Consider the following 18970-nt stretch of genomic DNA (forward strand, 5'->3'; position numbering starts at 1 on the left):
GCATGACGATTTGGCTTTAAATGTTATATTATAACACTTAAAGTTAATCCAGTGAGCCCGCCATGACCGCCGATGAACTGCTTGCCCTGCCGCCCCAGGACTACATGAACGAAGCCCAGCAGGGTTTCTTCCGGGATCTGCTGATCCGTCAGCGTGAGGAGTTGCAGCAACGCATCGACGATGAATTCGGCGCGCTGCGCGAACAGGAGCGGCCCGCCGACGAGGCCGACATCGCCAGCCGCGAAGAGCAGCACCAGTGGCAGATGCGCCTGCTGGAGCGGGAAAAGAAGTTGCTCGACAAGATCGATGAAGCCCTCGAGCGGCTAGCCCATGGTGAGTACGGCTGGTGCCGCGAAACCGTTGAGCCGATTGGCCTGCGTCGCCTGCTGCTGCGGCCCACGGCCAGCCTGTGTATCGAGGCGAAAGAGCGCGAAGAACAGCGCGAACGCCACAAACGCTCCGTGTAATGCCTGAAGCCCTGATGAGGAATCCGAGATGCCCAACCGTCTACCTGTAACCGTGCTGTCCGGCTTTCTTGGCGCCGGCAAGAGCACCCTGCTCAATCATGTGCTGAAGAATCGCGACGGCCTGCGCGTGGCGGTGATCGTCAACGACATGAGTGAAATCAATATCGATGGTAGCGAAGTGCAGCGCGATGTCAGCCTCAACCGCGCCGAAGAGAAGTTGGTGGAGATGAGCAATGGCTGTATCTGCTGCACCCTGCGAGAGGACTTGCTCGAGGAAGTGAGCAAGCTGGCTCGCGATGGCCGTTTCGACTACCTGCTGATCGAGTCCACCGGCATCTCCGAGCCGCTGCCGATCGCCGAAACCTTTACCTTCCGCGATGAACAGGGGCAGAGCCTGGCCGATCTGGCGCGGCTGGATACCCTGGTCACGGTTGTTGACGGAGTGAATTTCCTGCCCGACTTCCAGGCTGCCCAGAGCCTGGCCAGCCGTGGCGAAACCCTTGGCGAGGAAGACGAGCGCTCGATCAGTGACCTGCTGATCGAACAGATCGAGTTCGCCGACGTGCTGCTGATCAGCAAGATCGACCTGATCAGCCTGGCCGAGCGCGAAGAGCTGACTGCCATCCTGCGCGGCCTCAATACCCGCGCCAGGATCCTGCCGATGAGCATGGGCGCGGTGCCGCTGAAGGCGATTCTCGACACCGGCCTGTTCGACTTCGAACGTGCTGCCGAGTCGCCGGGCTGGCTCAAGGAAATGCGCGGCGAGCACGTGGCGGAAACCGAAGAATATGGCATCGCCTCCAGTGCCTATCGGGCGCGCCGGCCGTTCCATCCGCAGCGTTTCTTTGCCTTTCTCAACCGTGAATGGGTCAACGGCCGGCTGCTGCGCTCCAAGGGTTTCTTCTGGCTGGCCAGCAAGTATCAGGAGGCTGGCAGCTGGCACCAGGCTGGTGGCCTGATGCGCCATGGTCTGGCCGGGCGCTGGTGGCGATTCGTGCCGAAGAACCAGTGGCCCCAGGATGAAGATGACCTCAAGGGCATCATCCGCCAGTGGGACACCGCCAGCGGTGATTGTCGCCAGGAGCTGGTGTTCATCGGCCAGCGCATCGACTTTGCGCTACTTCACTCGGAGCTGGACGGCTGTCTGCTCAGCGATGCGGAGATGGCCGCCGGCACCGAAGCCTGGAGCTTGCTGCCTGACCCGTTCGGCCCTTGGGTGGAGGCGGCATGATGCTCGCGTTCAAACCCCGAGTGATGCCGCAGCAGGTCAGCGGTGAAGGGATCGACGTGCTTGGCGAGGCGTTGCGTGACGAGGTCAATCTGGCGGTCTGGCAGCGCAGCCTGCCGGAGCATCTTTCGGCCTTCGCCAGCACCTTGCTGGCCCAGGGCGAGCCGCTGGCGCAATCGTTGAGCATCGACCTGAGCGACGTCGATGCCGAGCCTGCATTGCCCGGCCTGCTCGCCGAGTACAGCGACATCCCCGGCCAGGCAGCGTTTCTTGCCGACGTGGCCTGGCTGATTCGCGCTTATGCCTTTCTGCTCGACGCCCGCAGCATCGGTTTGCGCTTGCGCGCCCTGGACGGCGCCATGTGCCCGCGTTTCCACGTGGATCGCGTGCCGCTGCGGCTGATCACCAGCTATGCCGGCCCCGGCAGCCAATGGCTGCGCGAAGGCGCGGTATCACGCCAGCACCTCGGTGGGCCCCAGGCGCTGCCAACGGAAAATACTGTGGTCGAGCAGATCGGCTGCGGTCATGTCGCGCTGCTCAAGGGCGAACACTGGATCGGCAACGAAGGCCGAGGCCTGGTGCATCGTTCGCCCGCGTTGCCGGCGGGAGAGCGGCGCTTGTTGCTGACCCTGGACTGGCTGGCCTAAGAACCTGTTCAGGATCCGATGCGTGCCGGCCCTGCTGCGTTAAAGCAGGCTCTAGCTCGGCTAGACCGCGAGCAGGTTTTGAGCGCTGCCAATCTGCGGGCAAAAAAATGCTGCGCCTGGGCGCAGCGACATTGCAGCCGGGCCTGACCGACTGCGAAGAGAGGGTGTATTAACGCCGATAGAGATGACGATTGAGTGACGGCTCAGTAGGCCATCCAAACGCCTTTGCTTTGCTGTTCGCAGAACGGCTTGAGGTAGGCGGCGTCGTTGGCTACCCCGTAGTAGTGAACGTCCTGCTGGTAGGGCGTGCCGCCCACTTTGGCGTTGCGGCAAACGCCAAAGGCGCCGGTGGGGCACTGCTCGACGAAGCTGACGTCGACCTTCTGGCCTTTGAGCTGTGGCTGGCAGAAGCCAGTACGGAACAGGTTTGGCGGGATGCTGCGGTTCTGCTGACAAACCTTGACGTCCAGCCGCTCCGCCTGGCTGTGCACTACACATGCTTCGCCCCAGGCCAGGCCGGAGACACTACAGAACGCAAGCAGCAGCAAACGACGCATCGAACCAACTCCGGAAAATGTTGCGAAACTGTAGGGGCTACGGCGAGGTTATCGCAAGCTGCGCTTTTCCCTAAGCCTCTAACGCTGCACCATAGCGACATGTTGAAACAGATACCCACCCACCTGATCGCTGGCCCGCTGGGCGCCGGCAAGACCAGCCTGATCCGTCAGTTGTTGGCGCAGCGGCCTGCGGGCGAACGCTGGGCGGTGCTGATCAATGAGTTCGGGCAGATCGGCCTGGATGCTGCGCTACTGGCCCGTGACGAGGACGGCCTGAGCTTCAGCGAGGTCGCCGGTGGCTGCCTGTGTTGCGTCAATGGCGTGCCCTTTCAGGTCGGCCTGGGCCGTCTACTGCGCAAGGCCAAACCGGATCGGTTGTTCATCGAACCATCTGGGCTGGGTCATCCGCTGAGTCTGCTGGAGCAACTGAGTCAGGCGCCCTGGGAGGGCGTGCTGGCCGTACAGCCGCTGCTGATGGTACTTGACGCCGCCGCTCTGGCTGCCGACTTGCCGCTCGCTGATAGTCAGCACGACGCCTTGATTCATGCCGGGCTGCTGGTGCTGAACAAGAGTGAAGGGTTGGATGGCGCCGCGCGTGCTCGCATCGAAGAGCGGCTCCAGCGAGCGGTGTGCTGGACGAGCCAGGGTGTATTGCCGTTCGACCGGCTGCCAGTGGCTCCCGTGGCGGGCACTGTGGCCTATAGCGGCTCCCCGCCGGATGGCCCGTTACCTCCCGTCGCCGTCTGGCGTAGTGCCAAGGAGCCGATCTGTCTGATCCAGGATCAGCCAGAGGGCTGGAGCATAGGCTGGCGCTGGCACCCCAGCCAGTGCTTCGATCTGCTGGCGATCCAGCAGTGGCTGACGCCGTTGCCATGGCGGCGCGCCAAGCTGGTGCTGCAGACCAATGCTGGCTGGCTGTCGGTCAATGCACTGGAGGGGCAGACACTGCACTGGCAGACCAGTGAGTGGCGCAAGGATTCGCGGCTGGAGCTGATCTTCAGCAGCCCCCAGGACGAAGCGTCGCTGCGCGCGGCAATGGCCGCCTGCCGAGTGGATTGAGGGCTGCTTCAATCCCGCGTGGACGGATGATCACGGCGCCATTGCTGCAACTCGATCACCTGACCAGACTGCCTGGGTGCGGGTGCGGGTGCGGGTGCGGGTGCGGGTGCGGGGTTAGGTATCGCCGTCGGAGGCGCACGGAACGGGTACGGATCCAGTTCGATACTGCCCAGGTGCGCGCCGAACATGACGATACGGCCAGCATGGCGCTGTTCGCCCGTGACCGTGAATTCGAAACCGTAGACCCGGGCAAAGCGTCGGTTACCGCGGCCATCACGCACGATGCCGAAACGCTGGAAGGCGACGTTGCCGTCGAGCAGTTCGATATCCAGCTTGCCGCAGTGCTGCTTGACCAATGTCAGCGCACGCTCACGAATGCCGTGGCCATGCCACAACCAGGCGGCAGCAGCGGCCAGCAGAATCAGGATGAATAGGTTGCCGAGGGTCAACATGGTGCATGGGCTCGGGACAGTGAGCGCTCAGCTTACCCGATCCGCCAGGCAATGGCGCTCTGGCGAATCGAGTACAACGAACGCATTACTGCGCGATCGGTGCCGGTGCCTGCAACCCCAGGCGCTCGAACATCACCCGAGCGATTTCTCGCTCACCCATCACCACCAGGTCGGCATTGTGTTCGCGCAGGTAATCGACTTCATCGTCGAAGTGGGCGCGAGCAATGATGTCTAGCCCGGCATTCGCCTGACGGCCATGCAGAGCGATCTGCCCGGCTTCCAGGCTGTTGGGGATGGCGATCATCAGCCAGCGCGCCTGGGCGACGTTTGCCAGTTCCAGTACGTGGGTGCTGGCGGCGTTGCCGAGCACCACGCTGAAGCCTTCTTCACGCAGTTCCTGGGCGCGGGTACGGTTGTCGTCGATGATCACCAGCGGCACGCCTTCGCCACGCAGGCGTTTGCTGATCCGGCTGCCGACACGGCCGTGACCGATGAGGATGGCGTGGCCGACTTCGCTGATCGGGTGCAGGTCGTTGTCTTCACTGTCCGTTGCGCTGACCTGATCAGCCGGCGTGGTGTGCTCGCGGTGATCCAGCCACGGTTGCAGGCGGTCGATCAACAGGAACAGCAGCGGGTTGCAGAGGATCGACAGGATCGCGCCGGCCAGCACCAGATCGCGGGCCGCTTCCGGCACCAGATTCAGGCCGACGCCCAGGCCGATCAGGATGAACGAGAACTCACCGATCTGTGCCAGGCTCACCGAAATGGTCAGCGCTGTACTCAGCGGCTTGCGGAACGCCAGCACGATGAGCATCGCCGCCAGGGATTTACCAAACACGATGATCAGGAAGGTACCCAGCACCAGCAGTGGCTGCTCGAGCAGGATCGCCGGATTGAACAGCATGCCCACCGACACGAAGAACAGCACCGCGAAGGCATCACGCAGCGGTAGCGAGTCTTCGGCGGCTTTGTGGCTGTATTCCGACTCGTTGAGGATCATCCCGGCGAAGAAGGCGCCAAGGGCGAAGGACACCCCGAACAGCTGCGCCGAGCCGTAGGCGATACCCATGGCGATGGCCAGTACGGCCAGGGTGAACAATTCGCGCGAACCGGTACCGGCACTGCGCTCCAGCAGCCAGGGAATGACCCGGCGCCCGACCACGATCATCAGCGCGATGAAGGCAGTGACCTTGCCGAGGGTGATCAGCAACTGCATACCGATGCTGCTGGAACCGTCGCCCTGGGGGATGCCACCGAGCACGCCGGACAACGCCGGCAGCAGCACCAGCGCCAGCACCATCACCAGGTCTTCGACGATCAGCCAGCCCACGGCGATCTTGCCACGGCGGGTGTCGATCAACTGGCGCTCTTCGAGGGCGCGCAGCAGTACCACAGTACTGGCCACCGACAGTGCCAGGCCGAACACCAGGCCGGCGCCCCAGCCCCAGCCCATCGCCCAGGACAAGCCCATGCCCATCACCGTGGCCACGGCGATCTGCACCACGGCGCCGGGAATGGCGATGTGTTTGACCGACATCAGGTCTTTCAGGGAGAAGTGCAGACCCACGCCAAACATCAGCAGGATCACGCCGATCTCGGAGATTTCGTGGGACAGTTCCTTGTCGGCAACGAATCCGGGTGTGAAGGGGCCGACGATGACGCCAGCGATTAGATAGCCTACCAGTGGCGACAGACGCAGGCGGTTGGCCAGGCTGCCGAACAGGTAGGCCAGCACGAAGCCGGCGGCGATTGTCGCAATCAGGGGGGTGTGGTGAGGCATGCGTTCTCCCTATGAACAGAAGGGCCTGGCATGCCTGCACTGCAGCGGGATACAGCGCAGAACAGCATAGCGGCCAAGGTCGGATTGCCCGACCGTAAAGACCGATATTTTATATTAAAATATTGTTTATAACTAAAGGGTCTTTATACAGGATGTGTCTGCAAGCTGATTGGGCTCTGTAAGCCGCGTCATGCCTCGCCTTTGAGTGCGCGGTAGCGGCTTTCCAGCTCCTGGCGAATCTCGCGGCGTTGATGGCCCTGTTCGAAACGTCGCTGTTCTTCCGAGGTCTGCGGTTGACGGGGCGGTACTTCGGTGGATTTGCCGTTTTCGTCGACCGCCACCATGGTGAAGAAGCAGCTGTTGGTATGACGCACCGAGCGCTCGCGGATGTTTTCGGTGACTACCTTGATGCCGACTTCCATGGAGGTGCGCCCGGTGTAGTTGACGGAGGCCAGAAAGGTCACCAGCTCGCCGACGTGCACCGGTTCGCGAAACGTGACCTGATCCACCGATAAGGTCACTACGTAGCGACCGGCATAGCGGCTGGCGCAGGCATAGGCCACTTCGTCGAGATACTTGAGCAGTGTGCCGCCGTGTACATTGCCGGAAAAATTGGCCATGTCCGGGGTCATCAGAACGGTCATCGTCAGTTGGGCGTTTCCGGGTTCCATAGTGTCTGGCTCATCAGGTTGAGGGGGCGCGATTGTCCGCGATGCGTCAGGCGCCGGGTGGTCGATTGTGTCTATGTACTCGATTGCTGCAACGTATGTAAGGGCAATTCACTCTCAGAGCCATGCTCCTTATTCACCAACAAGGAAGACACATGAAGCTAACTCTCCTTTCCTGTGCCCTGCTGCCGCTGTTGGCCGCTGCCGCCCAAGCCGCACCGCAGCCCTGCGATAGCATCAGCCTGTGCAACTCGGCCGGTACCGCAGCCTATCAGGCCGGACATTACGATGAGGCGGCAGACGCCTTCGAGCGCCAGTTGCGACGCGCCGAACAGGCTGACGACGCTGCCGCCCGCGAGCTGGCGCTGAACAATCTGGTCGTGACCAGTCTGCGTCTCCAGCAGCCGGGCCAGGCAAGGGCCTGGTTGAACCTGGCACTGGACGACGGCATGCAGGGCACGGCCACCCGCCACAACCTGCGTTCGGTGTCTGCCGCGCTAAATTACCAGGCCCTCGGCGCCAGCCTGGAGGGGCGCTATCTGCGCTATGCCGGAGCAGCGGTGTGGAGCAGCCTAGACATCACCCGCCAGCCGGACGGCAGCTACCGTGCATCCTTCTCCCCGCTGCGTGCGGGCGGCAAGGTCGAAGAGTACGGCCCTGCTGCCATCGGTAATCTGCAGGGCGCGTTGCAAGGCGAGAAAGCCTATTTCCTGCTGACCGCAGCCGATCTGCCTAGGGGCTGCGCCGTGGAGCTGTTTCACGAAGGGCTGGATATGCGCGTACTGGAAGTCTTCGACCCGCAGTGCCAGCAATACGGCGGCGCCGGTATCAGCGTTGCCGGCGAATACCTGAAGGTCAGTGCCGACCCGCAGCAGCAAGAGCGCTGATCAGGCACTGCCTGGAATGTCTGCACATGTAGTCAAGGTTGAGCGCAGCTGGCTTTTCGGCGAACGATACTCGCCGCACCAGCATGGTTAGTACCGCCGCCTTCGCCAGCAAGCCGGCCCCTGCAGGGTCGTCTCGACGTCATGCGTGATTCAGATACCAGCGCCAATCCTGTTCGCCGACTTTGGCCATGCACTGGCGATATTCGTTCTGCTTGATCGCCGGGAACACCTTGAGGAAGTCCGCCCCCAGTGTGTTCTTCACCATTGAGGTTGCTCCAGAGCGCACGGGGCGCCGAGCCAGTCGGCGGGCAGCATCTCCGGCCTGTGCATAACCGTTGCCGCTAATGGGCCCGGGTCGATCTTCTGGCTGATTTCATGCTGGCGGATGTCCGCGAAGATCGCCGTGGTGACCTGCAAACGGCGTCGGGCGTCTTTTTGCGGCACCTGTGCAACCGTTTACGGCGTGCACTTGGTGGCAAATTGTTCTGAGTATTGCTGCGTCGCGCGAGTACGGCTCGGATGTTAACCTGCAGTCAAAGTGGCCCAGCAACGGGTCAATAACCCCATTCTTAAGCAGGCTCACGTGAGCCATCGAGCAGCCGCGCGAGCTCGCTTGTGCCTGCCCCAAAACAAGGAGCCGTTTCCTCATGCATGCCATCAGCTTCATCCAGGATCTAGCGGTGATCATGCTGGTGGCCGGCGTGGTCACCGTGCTGTTCCACCGCTTCAAGCAGCCGGTGGTGCTCGGTTATATCCTCGCCGGCTTCCTGATCGGCCCGCACACACCGCCGTTCGGCCTGATCCATGATGAAGAGACCATCCGCACCCTCGCCGAGCTGGGGGTGATCTTCCTGATGTTCTGCCTGGGGCTGGAGTTCAGCCTGCGCAAGCTGTTCAACGTCGGCGCCACGGCCTTCATCGCGGCGTTTCTGGAAATCATCCTGATGATCTGGATCGGTTTCGAGATCGGCCGCTACTTCGAATGGAGCACCATGGATTCGCTGTTCCTCGGCGCGATCCTGGCGATTTCTTCGACGACCATCATTATCAAGGCGCTCGGCGACCTGAAGATGAAGAACGAGCGCTTCGCACAGTTGATCTTCGGGGTGCTGATCGTCGAGGACATTCTCGGTATCGGCATCATCGCGCTGCTGTCCGGTATCGCCCTGAGCGGTAGCGTGGAAACCGGCGAGGTGTTCGCCACCGTTGGCAAGCTGTCGCTGTTCATGATCGTCGCCCTGGTCATCGGCATCATTCTGGTGCCGCGCATCCTCGCTTATGTGGCCAAGTTCGAAAGCAACGAGATGCTACTGGTGGCTGTGTTGGGCATGTGCTTTGGCTTCTGCCTGCTGGTGGTCAAGCTGGAATACAGCATGGTGCTGGGTGCCTTCCTGATCGGTGCGATCATGGCCGAGTCGCGCCAACTGGTGCAGATCGAGCGTCTGATCGAGCCGGTGCGTGACATGTTCAGCGCGATTTTCTTCGTTGCCATCGGCCTGCTGCTCGATCCCAACGTGCTGGTCGAATACGCCTGGCCGATCGCGGTGATCACTGTGGCCGTGATCGTCGGCAAGGTGTTCTCGTGCAGCATCGGCTCCTTCATCGCCGGTAACGACGGGCGCACCTCGCTACGCGTCGGCATGGGCCTGTCGCAGATCGGCGAGTTCTCTTTCATCATCGCCACCCTGGGCATGACCTTGCAGGTGACCAGCGACTTCCTCTACCCGGTAGCGGTTGCCGTATCGGTGATCACCACCCTGACCACGCCATACCTGATCCGCTCGGCCGATCCGCTGGCGGTGAGTCTTGGCAAGGTTATGCCGCAGCGCGTGTCGCGGGTGTTCTCGCTGTACGGCGAATGGCTGCGCAGCATCCAGCCGCAAGGCCAGGGCGCGATCCTGGCGGGGATGATCCGCAAGATCGTTATGCAGGTGCTGGTCAACCTGGCTTTCGTGGTGGCGATCTTCCTGGGAATCGCCTTCTTCGCCACGCAGTTCGGTGCCTGGCTGGCCCAGTGGCTGGATCAGGAGAACCTGCGCAAGGCGGTGATCTGGGGTACGGCCTTGCTGTTGTCGTTGCCGTGCCTGATTGCGGCGTACCGCAAGATCAAGGCGCTCTCCATGCTGCTCGCCGAGATGGGTGTGCGCCAGGAGAAGGCCGGTCGTCATACGGCGCGGGTGCGCAAGGTGATTTCCGAGGTCATTCCGCTGCTATCACTGGTCGGCATCATGCTGCTGCTGACGGCGCTGTCGTCGAGCATCCTGCCGTCCAATGACATGCTGCTGCTGGTCGGCGTCGTTGCCGCTGGTGTGGTGGCCGTGCTGTGGCGCTGGTTCATCCGCGTACACACACGCCTGCAGATCGCCCTGTTCGAAACGCTCGACAAGCCCGAGACACCCGGGCATCACTGAAACGACAAGGGCGCCAGATAGGCGCCCTTCTTGTATGTAAACCCGTAGCCTGGCGTTGAGCGAAGCGATACCCAGGGCTGTATTCCCCGCGTGTCGCAACGCTCAGCACGGGCTACGAAAGCAGCCGCTGCGCCCTTGGGGAATGATCATTCCTCCAGCCAGACTTCACGTACCCAGTGCCAGACCGAGTCCCAGCTGTCGTCGGTGAGGTCTTCTTCTTCGCCGTCCCACAGCAGCACGGTGCCGTCCTGCTCGACGCAGTAGTAGTTGCCCTGATCTTCGCAGATCGGCACCAGTTCTCGGGATACACCCAGCGACCAGGCAACCGAGGCCACTTCTGGCAGGTAGGTGTGCGACTGCGGGTCGGTGGCCGTGACCGGCTCCAGGCGGCCGTAGACCACATCGCTGACCTTGAGCAGGAATTCGCGCAGCTCGAACGGCAAGTTGATGAGGATCTGCTCCTCAATCTCCACGAGCAGTTCTTCTTCCGGCAGTTCCAGCGGTACCGGTACCGGTTCGTTCAGTTCACGCAGTTGTTCGATGACTTCTTCCACGGGCGGCTCCAGTAGAGGTCGGCGATTCTCATCAGGTTTTGGAAAGCACAAAAAAGACGAGCGCTAGGTCAGCTGCCGTCTGGTTTGATATTTCTGTAATAGCGCAGCTTTTTACGCTGAATGGAAAATAGTCACAAGCCGCAAAAAGGCAAAATGCCATGTTGGTTGCGATATGACCATTCCATAGGTCTCGGTGCGAATGACCGAGAGATGCAGCACAGGTTCCAAAAGTTCAGGCCCGGAAAACACAAAACCCGGGCAAGCCCGGGTTTTGTCATCACGCGTGGGATCAGCCGTTTTGGCGGATACCGGCAACCAGCCAGGGCTGGTTGTCGCCCGTCGGGCGCTCGAGGCGCCAGCTTTCGCTGAACACTTCGCCCTGGTCGAAGCGCGAGGTCTTCGATACACCGCTGAAGGTCAGGGTGGCGATGGTCTTGTCGGCGTGGTCGTCGACACCGTCCAACTGCACGTCGAGGTTGTCGATGTAGGTGGACTGGAAGCCCTCACCCAGATCGGCGCGCTCGCGCTTGAGGAACTCCAGCAGTTGCGGGGTCACGAACTCGGCGATCTTGTCCATCTCGTTCGCGTCCCAGTGCTGCTGCAGGCTCAGGAAGTGCTCGCGACCAGCATTGATGAAGCTCTGCTCATTGAACCAGGCAGGTGCGTTGATCACCGGTTTGATCGCAGCAGCGCTGCTGCCACCGAAGATCGACTGCTGTGCGGGTTGCGGCTGGCCATGGGCTTCACGCTGGAAGGGAGCACCACCGGCGGCTGCGACGTTCGGCTGCTGCTTCTGGCGACGAGCGGCCAGGAAGCGGAACAGCAGGAAGGCGATCAGGCCGAAGATCAGCATGTCCATGATCTGCAGGCCTTCGAAGCCATCACCCATGAACATCGAAGCCAGCAGACCACCGGCGGCCAGGCCGGCCAGTGGGCCGAGCCAGCGCGAAGCACCGCTGGCGGCGGCAGGAGTACGGCCAGGCGCAGCGGCGTTGGCGTTAGGCTGGGAAGGAGGTGTGGCCTGACGGGTCTGGTGGCTCGGTGCGGAGCCAAAGGATTTTCCGCCGCCCATACGCTTGGCGTCGGCAGTCAAACTGAAGGACAGGCCCAGACAAACTACCAGGGCGATACTGAGGAAACGCTGCATTATCGGTTTTCTCTTGGTTATTGAAACACTGACGGGCATCTTGCCCGTGGCCGGTCGGCATGACCAGCAACAGAATGTTTCGAGCTTTTGCCCAACGCAACGGCTGGCGCTGTTTAGTCGTGTACTTGGGGTGGACGTAAAACGGAACCCGAGGGTTCCGTTTTATTAACGGCTACTGTCGATCCCTATTCGGGTCGACGGGTGCTTAGCGCCAGTTGTACAGCTCTTGTTCGGTCACTGCGCTCATCGGCGTGACTTCATCCTGGAAGGTCTTCATGGATTTCCAGATGCGGCCGTTGAGTTCGTTCTGGCCTGCGAGCTCTTCCAGAACCACCTGAGATTCACGCTTCATGGCGTCCAGCACTTCGTCGGGGAAGCGCTTGATCGGCACGCCCTGCTCTTTGAGCTGGGCCAGGGATTTGGCATTGTTGAAGATATAGTCGTCCATCATGTCCAGGGTCGCCGCACGGGCGGCCTCTACTACAATGGCTTGCAGGTCGGCAGGCAGGCTGTCGAAGGCCTTCTGGTTGACCATCGACTCGACCACCGCCTGTGGCTCCTGCCAGCCCGGGAAGTAGTAGTACTTGGCGGCTTTATGCAGACCGAAGGCCAGGTCGTTGTACGGGCTCACCCAGTCGGTAGCATCGATGGCGCGGGTTTGCAGGGCGGTGAAAATCTCCCCGCCAGGCAGGTTGACGGTGATCGCGCCGAGCTTGCTCCACACTTCGCCGCCCAGGCCTGGCATGCGAATCTTCAGGCCTTTGACGTCTTCCAGGGAGTTGATTTCCTTGTTGTACCAGCCGCCCATCTGCATGGTGGTGTTACCCGCCGACAGCGGTTTCACGCCGTAGGGCGCATAGGTCTCGTCCCACAGGGCCTGACCGCCACCCTTGCTCAGCCAGGCGTTCATTTCCAGGGTCGACAGGCCGAACGGCACCGAGGTGAAGAACTGTGCGGCCGGAACCTTGCCTTTCCAGTAGTAAGGCGTGCCGTGGCCCATTTCTGCAGTACCACGCGACACTGCATCGAACACTTCCAGCGCCGGTACCAGCTCACCAGCAGCGTAGACCTTGACGGTCAGCCGCCCGGCGCTCATGGCATTGATGCGTTCGGCCAGACGTTCGGCGGCAGTGCCCAGGCCCGGGTAGTTCTTCGGCCAGGAGGTGACCATCTTCCAGTGAAAGGTTTCCGCTTTTACAGGGGTGGCGCTTTGCTGGGCAGCAGGGGTTTCTTCCTTGCAGCCGGCCAAGCCGATGGCAGCGAGCAGCGCCACAGCGGCGCCGAACAGGTTACGGCGGTTCATCGTGATCTCCCTTAGGGGTGTTGAGCAGCGTGCCCAGGTTACTTTTATTATTGGGCGTCGGCTTGAAGCGCTCGATGCCCGTTGGTTTAACAAATTCTTATCAGCGCAGCAGGGGCGAGGCGCAGCCAGCTTTGAGCTGGCGCCTCAAAGTGCTTCCAGCTTGGCGTAGGCCAGCATCAGCCACTTGCTGCCCTCGTTTTCGAAATTCACCTGTACGCGTGCCTGCGGGCCGGAGCCCTCGAAATTGAGGATGGTGCCTTCACCGAACAGTGAATGCTGCACGCGTTGGCCAAGGTTGAACGGGGTGTCCGGCACGGCGCTGCCAGCGAACAGGCTGCTGCCGCTCATGCTGCGGCTGCCACTGCCGTAAGGTCGGCTGACGCTATTGGACAGGCGCACTTCCTGGAGCAGGTGCGGGGGAACCTCGCGCACGAAACGCGACACCTTGTTGTAGGTCTCGTTGCCGTACAGGCGGCGGGTTTCCGCGTAGCTGATCACCAGGTTGTGCATGGCCCGGGTGATCCCGACGTAAGCCAGACGCCGTTCCTCTTCCAGACGGCCGGGTTCTTCCAGGCTCATCTTGTGCGGGAACAGGCCTTCTTCCATGCCGACCAGGAACACCCGTGGGAACTCCAGGCCCTTGGCGCTGTGCAGGGTCATCAACTGGATGCTGTCTTCGTTTTCGGCGGCTTGGGTGTCGCCGGCTTCCAGCGAGGCGTGGCCGAGGAATGCGGCCAGCGGTGTCTGCTCTTCGTCGCCGTCTTCACCCTCGTAAGAGTCGAAAGCGCGTGCAGCAGAGACCAGCTCCTCGAGGTTTTCCACCCGTGCCTGGGCCTTCTCGCCCTTCTCGTCGCGGTGATAGGCGAGCAGGCCGGACTGTTCGATGACCAGCTGCGCCATGCTGTGCAACGACATCCCTTCGACCTTCAGGGCCAAGGTGTCGACCAGCTCGACGAAGGCATTCAGGGCGCTGGCGGCACGCCCACTGACGACCTTGGTGCCGACAGCTTCATGCAGTGCGGCCCACATCGACAGCTCGTTGGCCCGCGCGAACTGGCGCAGGGTTTCCACCGTCTTCTCGCCAATGCCACGGGCCGGTACGTTGATCACCCGCTCTAGTGCCGCGTCGTTGCCGCGCTGGTGGATCAGGCGCAGGTAGGCCATGGCGTTCTTGATTTCGGCGCGTTCGAAGAAGCGCTGGCCACCGTAGATGCGGTAGGGAATCTTCTCGCGCAGCAGCGCCTCTTCCAGCACCCGCGACTGGGCGTTGGAGCGATAGAGAATGGCGATATCGCTGCGCTTGAGGCCTTCCTTGCGCAGGGCATCCTCGATGGTTTCGACCACGTAGCGAGCTTCGTCGTGCTCGTTAAAGGCGGCGTACAGGCTGATCAGTTCGCCGTCACCGACGTCGGTGCGCAATTCCTTGCCCAGGCGTCCCTGGTTGTTGGCGATCAGCGCATTGGCGGCGTTGAGGATATTCGCCGTGGAGCGGTAGTTCTGCTCCAGGCGGATGATCTCGGCCCCGGAAAAATCACTGTCGAACTGCTGAATATTCTCGATCTTCGCCCCGCGCCAGCCGTAGATCGACTGGTCGTCGTCGCCCACCACCATGAGGCTTTCGCCGCCCTTGGCGAGAAAGCGCAGCCAGGCGTACTGCACGGCGTTGGTGTCCTGGAACTCGTCCACCAGAATATGCCGGAAGCGCCGATGGTAATGCTCCAGCAGACCGGGGTTGTTGCGCCACAGATCGAGAGCGCGCAGCAGCAGCTCGGCGAAGTCGATGACCCCGGCGCGCGCACAGGCCGCCTCGTAGGCTTCATAGATACTGCGCATGGTGGCCAGGAACAGGTCGCCGCTGGCCTGAATGCCCTGCGGGCGGATGCCTTCATCCTTCTGCCCGTTGATGAACCACTGCGCTTGCTTGACCGGCCAGCGTTGCTCATCCAGGCCCAGCTCGCGGATCACCCGTTTGACCAGACGCTGCTGGTCGTCGGAGTCGAGGATCTGGAAGTTCTCGGCCAGGTTGGCCTCGCGCCAATGCGCGCGCAACAGGCGGTGTGCCAGGCCGTGGAAGGTACCCACCCACATGCCGGCCGGGCTCTGCCCAAGCACGTCTTCGATGCGATGACGCATCTCGGCGGCGGCCTTGTTGGTGAAAGTCACCGACAGGATGCTGTGGGGCGAGACGTCCAGCCGCTGGATCAGGAACGCGATGCGATGCACCAGCACGCGCGTCTTGCCGGAGCCGGCGCCGGCCAGCACCAACTGATGACCAGGCGGTGTGGTAACCGCGTGGTGCTGGGCTGGGTTGAGGGAGGTGAGTCGCTGATCGAGGTCATTTTGCATCGCGGCATTCTAGGGGGGCGGCGCAGGTTGGGCAAACGGTGGTGAGTAGGAGGGTGATGCGCGTTATTGCTCACTGACTACGGCTAGGTGAGCCCGACCCGTTTCGGCAGAACCGATCAGCAGGTTGTGCGAATCGTTTTTTGCCACAACGGCCAATGAGCCTGCATGGCGCTGTATCGAGCTGTGCGACGTATGGTGGTTGTGATCCAGGGCACGTTCAAGAAAAGTAACTACGTTAATAATTCATAAACAGTTGTCTGTCCTATGTTCTTGAGCCATTGAGTCTCGGAGCAATCGGACTTTACTCATCAAGCCGCAACGCGGCATGGACTGATCGTCTTAAGGATATCCATCATGAAAAAGACAGTACTCATCGCCGTCGCAGCCCTCTCTCTGACCATGCTGGCCGGCTGCGGTGGCCGTACCCCACTGGATTACGAAACAGGCACCTACATCGCCCCCGAGACGGTTCAACAGCTGAAATCCTCCAGCGCCACTCAGGATCAGGTCGTCAAGCAGATCGGCTACCCGAACACCAAGTCCGAGCTGAGTGGCAAGGAAGTCTGGAAGTACGATTACACCCTGATCAGCGCACTGCCTGGTGCACCGAACAAGAACGAGTCGACCGTGTTCGAGTGGAGCAAGGCTGGGAAGCTGCTGGACGCTTACAAAACTAATGGTGGTGCCGGCTCGAACGGCAACCCGCTGTTGAAAGCGGCCGGTATGTAAGCGACATCTGTTGCTGAAACCAAAACGCCCGACATTCTGCATGTCGGGCGTTTTTGTATGTGGCGAAAAAGGTTGGCGGGTTTTATCAGCTCAGAAACTGGCTACCCCCGGCTTACGGCCTTCGGCGCGAACAGGGTGTGGATCGCTTCCCGGTACTCGCTGCTGCCGGTGCGTAGGCTGTTGTTGTGGTTGCCGCCATCTATCAGCAGCAGGCGTTTGGGTTCGTTGGCGGCCTGGTAGAGGCTTTCGCTGAAACGCTGCGGGATATAGCGGTCATTGGTGCCGTGGGCGATCAGCACGGGTACCTTGACGTCGCCAATCTTGCTCAGCGAGTCGAACTTCTGTGACAGCAGCCAGTGCACCGGCAGCGATGTGTACTCGGCGGCTACTTCGGTCGCAGCGTCGGCCAGGTTGGTGAAGGTCGACTCGATGATCAGCCCTGCCAGCGGCGGCGTGTGGCGATCGCGGCCCAGTGATTCGGTGAGGTTGACCGCTACTGCGCCGCCCAACGAGTGGCCGTAGACGAAGCGCTTGGCAGGGTCGGGCTGCAGTTCGGTGAGGCGCTGCCAGGCGATCTCGGCGTCTTCGTAAATGGTGCGCTCGGAGGGCAGTTCGCCGAGGCTCTCGCCAAAACCGCGGTAGTCGATGGCCAGTACCGAGAAGCCCATGGCGTGCAGCTGTTCGATGCGGAACATCTGGCCGGTGAGATTCCAGCGCGAGCCATGCAGGTACAGCAGGGTGGGGGCGTCAGCCTTTTGCGCGGGCCACCACCAGGCGTGAATGTTCTGCTTGTCCCCGAACTGCGGCGCGCTGAGGGTCATTTCCTCCACGCCGGCCGGCAGGCCGCTGAACCAGCTGGCGGTGCCCGGTTCGATGCGGAACACCAGTTCGCGCTCCTTCTGTTCCAGCTTGGCGCAGCCGACCGGCAGGCCGACGGCCAGGCACAGCAGCAGGCTCAGGCTGAACCAGCGGCGGCGCAGGGTGTGGATAAGTGATGTGGCCATGGATCTCCGCATTGCTCGAAACGTGACGCCGCGGCCCCTGCACAGGGGCGGCAGCGTGGCGTGAAAGGGTGATAGGCGAGTAGACAGGAGCGCAGCGGTGATGTTCGTCTGGCGCGCGGTTTTCGGGTATCGAGTTGTTACCGGATCATGACATGGCTGCTGCCGCTTTCAAGCCTGCGCTATGCTGCGCCGCTCATAGGCTACGGACTTCTCCATGTCGCCCACATCTCCCGATCTGCGCCGCCCTGCGGGTGCCACGCTGGTACTGCTGGCGTCGTTGTACTGCGCTCAGGGTTTACCATCCGGGTTGATCGCCCATGCGCTGCCGGTGCTGCTGCGTCAGCACGGCGTGGATCTGGCGCTGATCGGCCTGCTCAAGCTGCTGGCATTGCCCTGGTTGCTCAAGGTGCTGTGGGCGCCCTGGGTGGATCGTCTGTCGTCGCGCCGTCTGGGCCATCACCGTGGCTGGATCCTGCCGCTGCAGAGCGGCGTTTTGCTGATTCTGCTGGCGTTGGCGCTGCTCTCGCCCGATGCCTTGTTCGGCGGACATCTGCCGTTGCTGCTCGGCCTGCTGGTGCTGGTCAATCTGGCGGCGGCGACCCAGGACATCGCCACCGACGGCCTGACCGTGCGCCTGCTGCCGGAGCGCTGGCGCGGGCTGGGCAACAGCCTGCAGGTCGGTGGCTACAAGGTGGGCATGATCATCAGTGGCAGCGGCCTGTTGCTGGTCATCGACCGCGTCGGCTGGAACCTCTCGCTGCTCTGGCTGGCGGGTCTGCTGGCGCTGACGCTGGTGCCGATCTGGCGCTTCGCCGAAGCGCGCCATCTGCCCCCTCGGGTTGCCGCCGTCGAACCGGTTGGGCCGAGCCTGTTGCTGCACCATTACCGTGGGCTGTTGGCGCTACCGGGCATGGGACTGTGGCTGGCTGTGGTGCTGACCTTCAAGCTCGGTGACGCTCTGGGGTCGCCGATGATCAAGCCGATGCTGGTGGATCAGGGCTGGAGCAACGCCGAACTGGGTCAATTGACACTGATCAGCAGCCTGGTCGGCATCGGCGGCGCGCTGCTGGGTGGGCTGCTGTATGCGCGTCTGGGCGTGCTGCGCGCGTTGCTGATCTTCGGCGCGCTGCAGGCGCTGAGCCTTGTCACGTTGGCGCTGCTGGTGAGCCGTGGCGGTGATGCAACCCTGGTGTATACGTTGACGCTGTTCGAGCAGGCGGCCGATGGTTTGTCCACGGTGGCACTGTTTGCCGCGATGATGCGCCAGTGCCGCGCCGGCCACGAGGGGGCGGATTTCACCCTGCAGGCTTCCACGCAGATTCTGCTCGGCGGCTTCGTCGGTGCAACCAGTGGTGTGCTGGCCAAGGCGCTCGGCTATGACGGCCTGTTCATCTGCGCCGGCGCTCTCGGCCTGGCGGCGCTGTTGCTGGTCTGGCGTTATTTTCGCCGCCACGGCTGGCGCTAGCAGCGCTCGCCTTCCGTAGCCCGATGGAGTTCCGGATTTTGTAGGAGCCCCGACCCCGGGGCGATGAAATCGTGGCCATCCTGCAAAACGGCGTTGTGGCCACCATTCGCCGCGAGGGCGCGGCTCCTACAGGATCGTTGGTGTTAGGCGAGCACGGGTTGAGGCGAATATCGCTTCCTGGGTATCGCTGCGCTCAACGCCAGGCTACCGGGTTCGCGGGGATTGTTTTTCGTAGCCTGGGTCGAGCGCAGCGACACCCGGGGATG

General features: G+C 62.1%; 17 protein-coding genes and 1 pseudogene. 8 read left to right on the plus strand and 10 right to left on the minus strand.

Annotated features, from left to right (window positions below):
- Positions 1-62 precede the first annotated feature (62 nt).
- Genes dksA through ACZ0AI_RS18155 form a run of 3 tightly spaced genes read left to right on the plus strand, consistent with a single transcriptional unit; the run spans position 63 to position 2342 of the window.
- The gene (gene dksA / locus ACZ0AI_RS18145; RefSeq protein WP_463563071.1) at positions 63-467 is read left to right on the plus strand and encodes an RNA polymerase-binding protein DksA; all 405 of its coding nucleotides are present in this window, start codon (positions 63-65) and stop codon (positions 465-467) included.
- Positions 468-495: 28 nt separating this feature from the next.
- Complete coding sequence (zigA, locus tag ACZ0AI_RS18150; protein WP_463570056.1) at positions 496-1698, plus strand: zinc metallochaperone GTPase ZigA; 1203 nt, start codon at positions 496-498, stop codon at positions 1696-1698.
- Entirely contained in the window at positions 1698-2342 is a 645-nt protein-coding gene (locus ACZ0AI_RS18155; protein ID WP_463565967.1) for a DUF1826 domain-containing protein, read from the plus strand. Before zigA ends, ACZ0AI_RS18155 begins: the two co-directional genes overlap by 1 nt.
- 203 nt (positions 2343-2545) lie before the next feature.
- On the opposite strand, the gene ACZ0AI_RS18160 is transcribed toward ACZ0AI_RS18155, so the two are convergent.
- Complete coding sequence (locus ACZ0AI_RS18160) at positions 2546-2899, minus strand: NADH:ubiquinone oxidoreductase (RefSeq protein ID WP_463563073.1); 354 nt, start codon at positions 2897-2899, stop codon at positions 2546-2548.
- A 99-nt stretch (positions 2900-2998) separates the two neighbouring features.
- Here ACZ0AI_RS18160 and ACZ0AI_RS18165 point away from each other — a divergent pair, with 99 nt between their 5' ends.
- Positions 2999-3958: a CobW family GTP-binding protein gene (locus ACZ0AI_RS18165; protein WP_463563074.1), complete on the plus strand. Its 960-nt coding sequence runs from the start codon at positions 2999-3001 to the stop codon at positions 3956-3958.
- An 8-nt stretch (positions 3959-3966) separates the two neighbouring features.
- Here the strand turns inward: ACZ0AI_RS18165 and ACZ0AI_RS18170 are convergent, their stop codons facing one another.
- The 3 genes from ACZ0AI_RS18170 to ACZ0AI_RS18180 all read right to left on the minus strand — a co-directional run bounded on the left by ACZ0AI_RS18170 (position 3967) and on the right by ACZ0AI_RS18180 (position 6861).
- On the minus strand, positions 3967-4410 hold the full coding sequence (locus ACZ0AI_RS18170; RefSeq protein WP_463563075.1) for a DUF3301 domain-containing protein: 444 nt from the start codon (positions 4408-4410) through the stop codon (positions 3967-3969).
- An 85-nt stretch (positions 4411-4495) separates the two neighbouring features.
- Positions 4496-6190, minus strand: a complete 1695-nt coding sequence (ybaL, locus tag ACZ0AI_RS18175; protein WP_463563076.1) for a YbaL family putative K(+) efflux transporter — start codon at positions 6188-6190, stop codon at positions 4496-4498.
- Positions 6191-6378: 188 nt separating this feature from the next.
- A complete protein-coding gene (locus ACZ0AI_RS18180; protein WP_463563077.1) occupies positions 6379-6861 on the minus strand; it encodes an acyl-CoA thioesterase in 483 nt (160 codons plus the stop codon).
- A 152-nt stretch (positions 6862-7013) separates the two neighbouring features.
- On the opposite strand from ACZ0AI_RS18180, the gene ACZ0AI_RS18185 reads away from it, so the two are divergent.
- The gene (locus ACZ0AI_RS18185; RefSeq protein ID WP_463563078.1) at positions 7014-7745 is read left to right on the plus strand and encodes a tetratricopeptide repeat protein; all 732 of its coding nucleotides are present in this window, start codon (positions 7014-7016) and stop codon (positions 7743-7745) included.
- 139 nt (positions 7746-7884) lie between these two features.
- Here the strand turns inward: ACZ0AI_RS18185 and ACZ0AI_RS18190 are convergent.
- Positions 7885-8106 (minus strand): annotated as a pseudogene (locus tag ACZ0AI_RS18190) (glutamine synthetase family protein); the annotation flags it as partial.
- 286 nt (positions 8107-8392) lie between these two features.
- Here ACZ0AI_RS18190 and ACZ0AI_RS18195 point away from each other — a divergent pair.
- A complete protein-coding gene (locus ACZ0AI_RS18195; protein WP_463563079.1) occupies positions 8393-10156 on the plus strand; it encodes a cation:proton antiporter in 1764 nt (587 codons plus the stop codon).
- Positions 10157-10302: 146 nt separating this feature from the next.
- Here the strand turns inward: ACZ0AI_RS18195 and ACZ0AI_RS18200 are convergent, their stop codons facing one another.
- The 4 genes from ACZ0AI_RS18200 to uvrD form a co-directional block, all read right to left on the minus strand.
- Positions 10303-10710 carry an SMI1/KNR4 family protein gene (locus ACZ0AI_RS18200; RefSeq protein ID WP_463563080.1) on the minus strand — a complete coding sequence of 136 codons (408 nt, stop codon included), beginning with the start codon at positions 10708-10710 and terminating at the stop codon, positions 10303-10305.
- Positions 10711-10999: 289 nt separating this feature from the next.
- Positions 11000-11857 (minus strand): Tim44 domain-containing protein, encoded by an 858-nt coding sequence (locus ACZ0AI_RS18205; protein ID WP_463563081.1) that lies wholly within the window; start codon positions 11855-11857, stop codon positions 11000-11002.
- Positions 11858-12062: 205 nt separating this feature from the next.
- On the minus strand, positions 12063-13160 hold the full coding sequence (locus tag ACZ0AI_RS18210) for a TRAP transporter substrate-binding protein (protein WP_463563082.1): 1098 nt from the start codon (positions 13158-13160) through the stop codon (positions 12063-12065).
- 144 nt (positions 13161-13304) lie between these two features.
- The gene (uvrD, locus tag ACZ0AI_RS18215; protein ID WP_463563083.1) at positions 13305-15506 is read right to left on the minus strand and encodes a DNA helicase II; all 2202 of its coding nucleotides are present in this window, start codon (positions 15504-15506) and stop codon (positions 13305-13307) included.
- A gap of 354 nt (positions 15507-15860) precedes the next feature.
- Here uvrD and ACZ0AI_RS18220 point away from each other — a divergent pair, with 354 nt between their 5' ends.
- A complete protein-coding gene (locus tag ACZ0AI_RS18220; protein WP_463563084.1) occupies positions 15861-16235 on the plus strand; it encodes a hypothetical protein in 375 nt (124 codons plus the stop codon).
- Positions 16236-16336: 101 nt separating this feature from the next.
- Here ACZ0AI_RS18220 and ACZ0AI_RS18225 read toward each other — a convergent pair whose 3' ends face one another.
- Entirely contained in the window at positions 16337-17239 is a 903-nt protein-coding gene (locus ACZ0AI_RS18225) for an alpha/beta hydrolase (protein WP_463563085.1), read from the minus strand.
- A gap of 214 nt (positions 17240-17453) precedes the next feature.
- Here ACZ0AI_RS18225 and ACZ0AI_RS18230 point away from each other — a divergent pair, with 214 nt between their 5' ends.
- Positions 17454-18704 (plus strand): MFS transporter, encoded by a 1251-nt coding sequence (locus ACZ0AI_RS18230; protein ID WP_463563086.1) that lies wholly within the window; start codon positions 17454-17456, stop codon positions 18702-18704.
- Positions 18705-18970 lie beyond the last annotated feature (266 nt).

Source organism: Pseudomonas sp. AC355 (assembly GCF_979258205.1).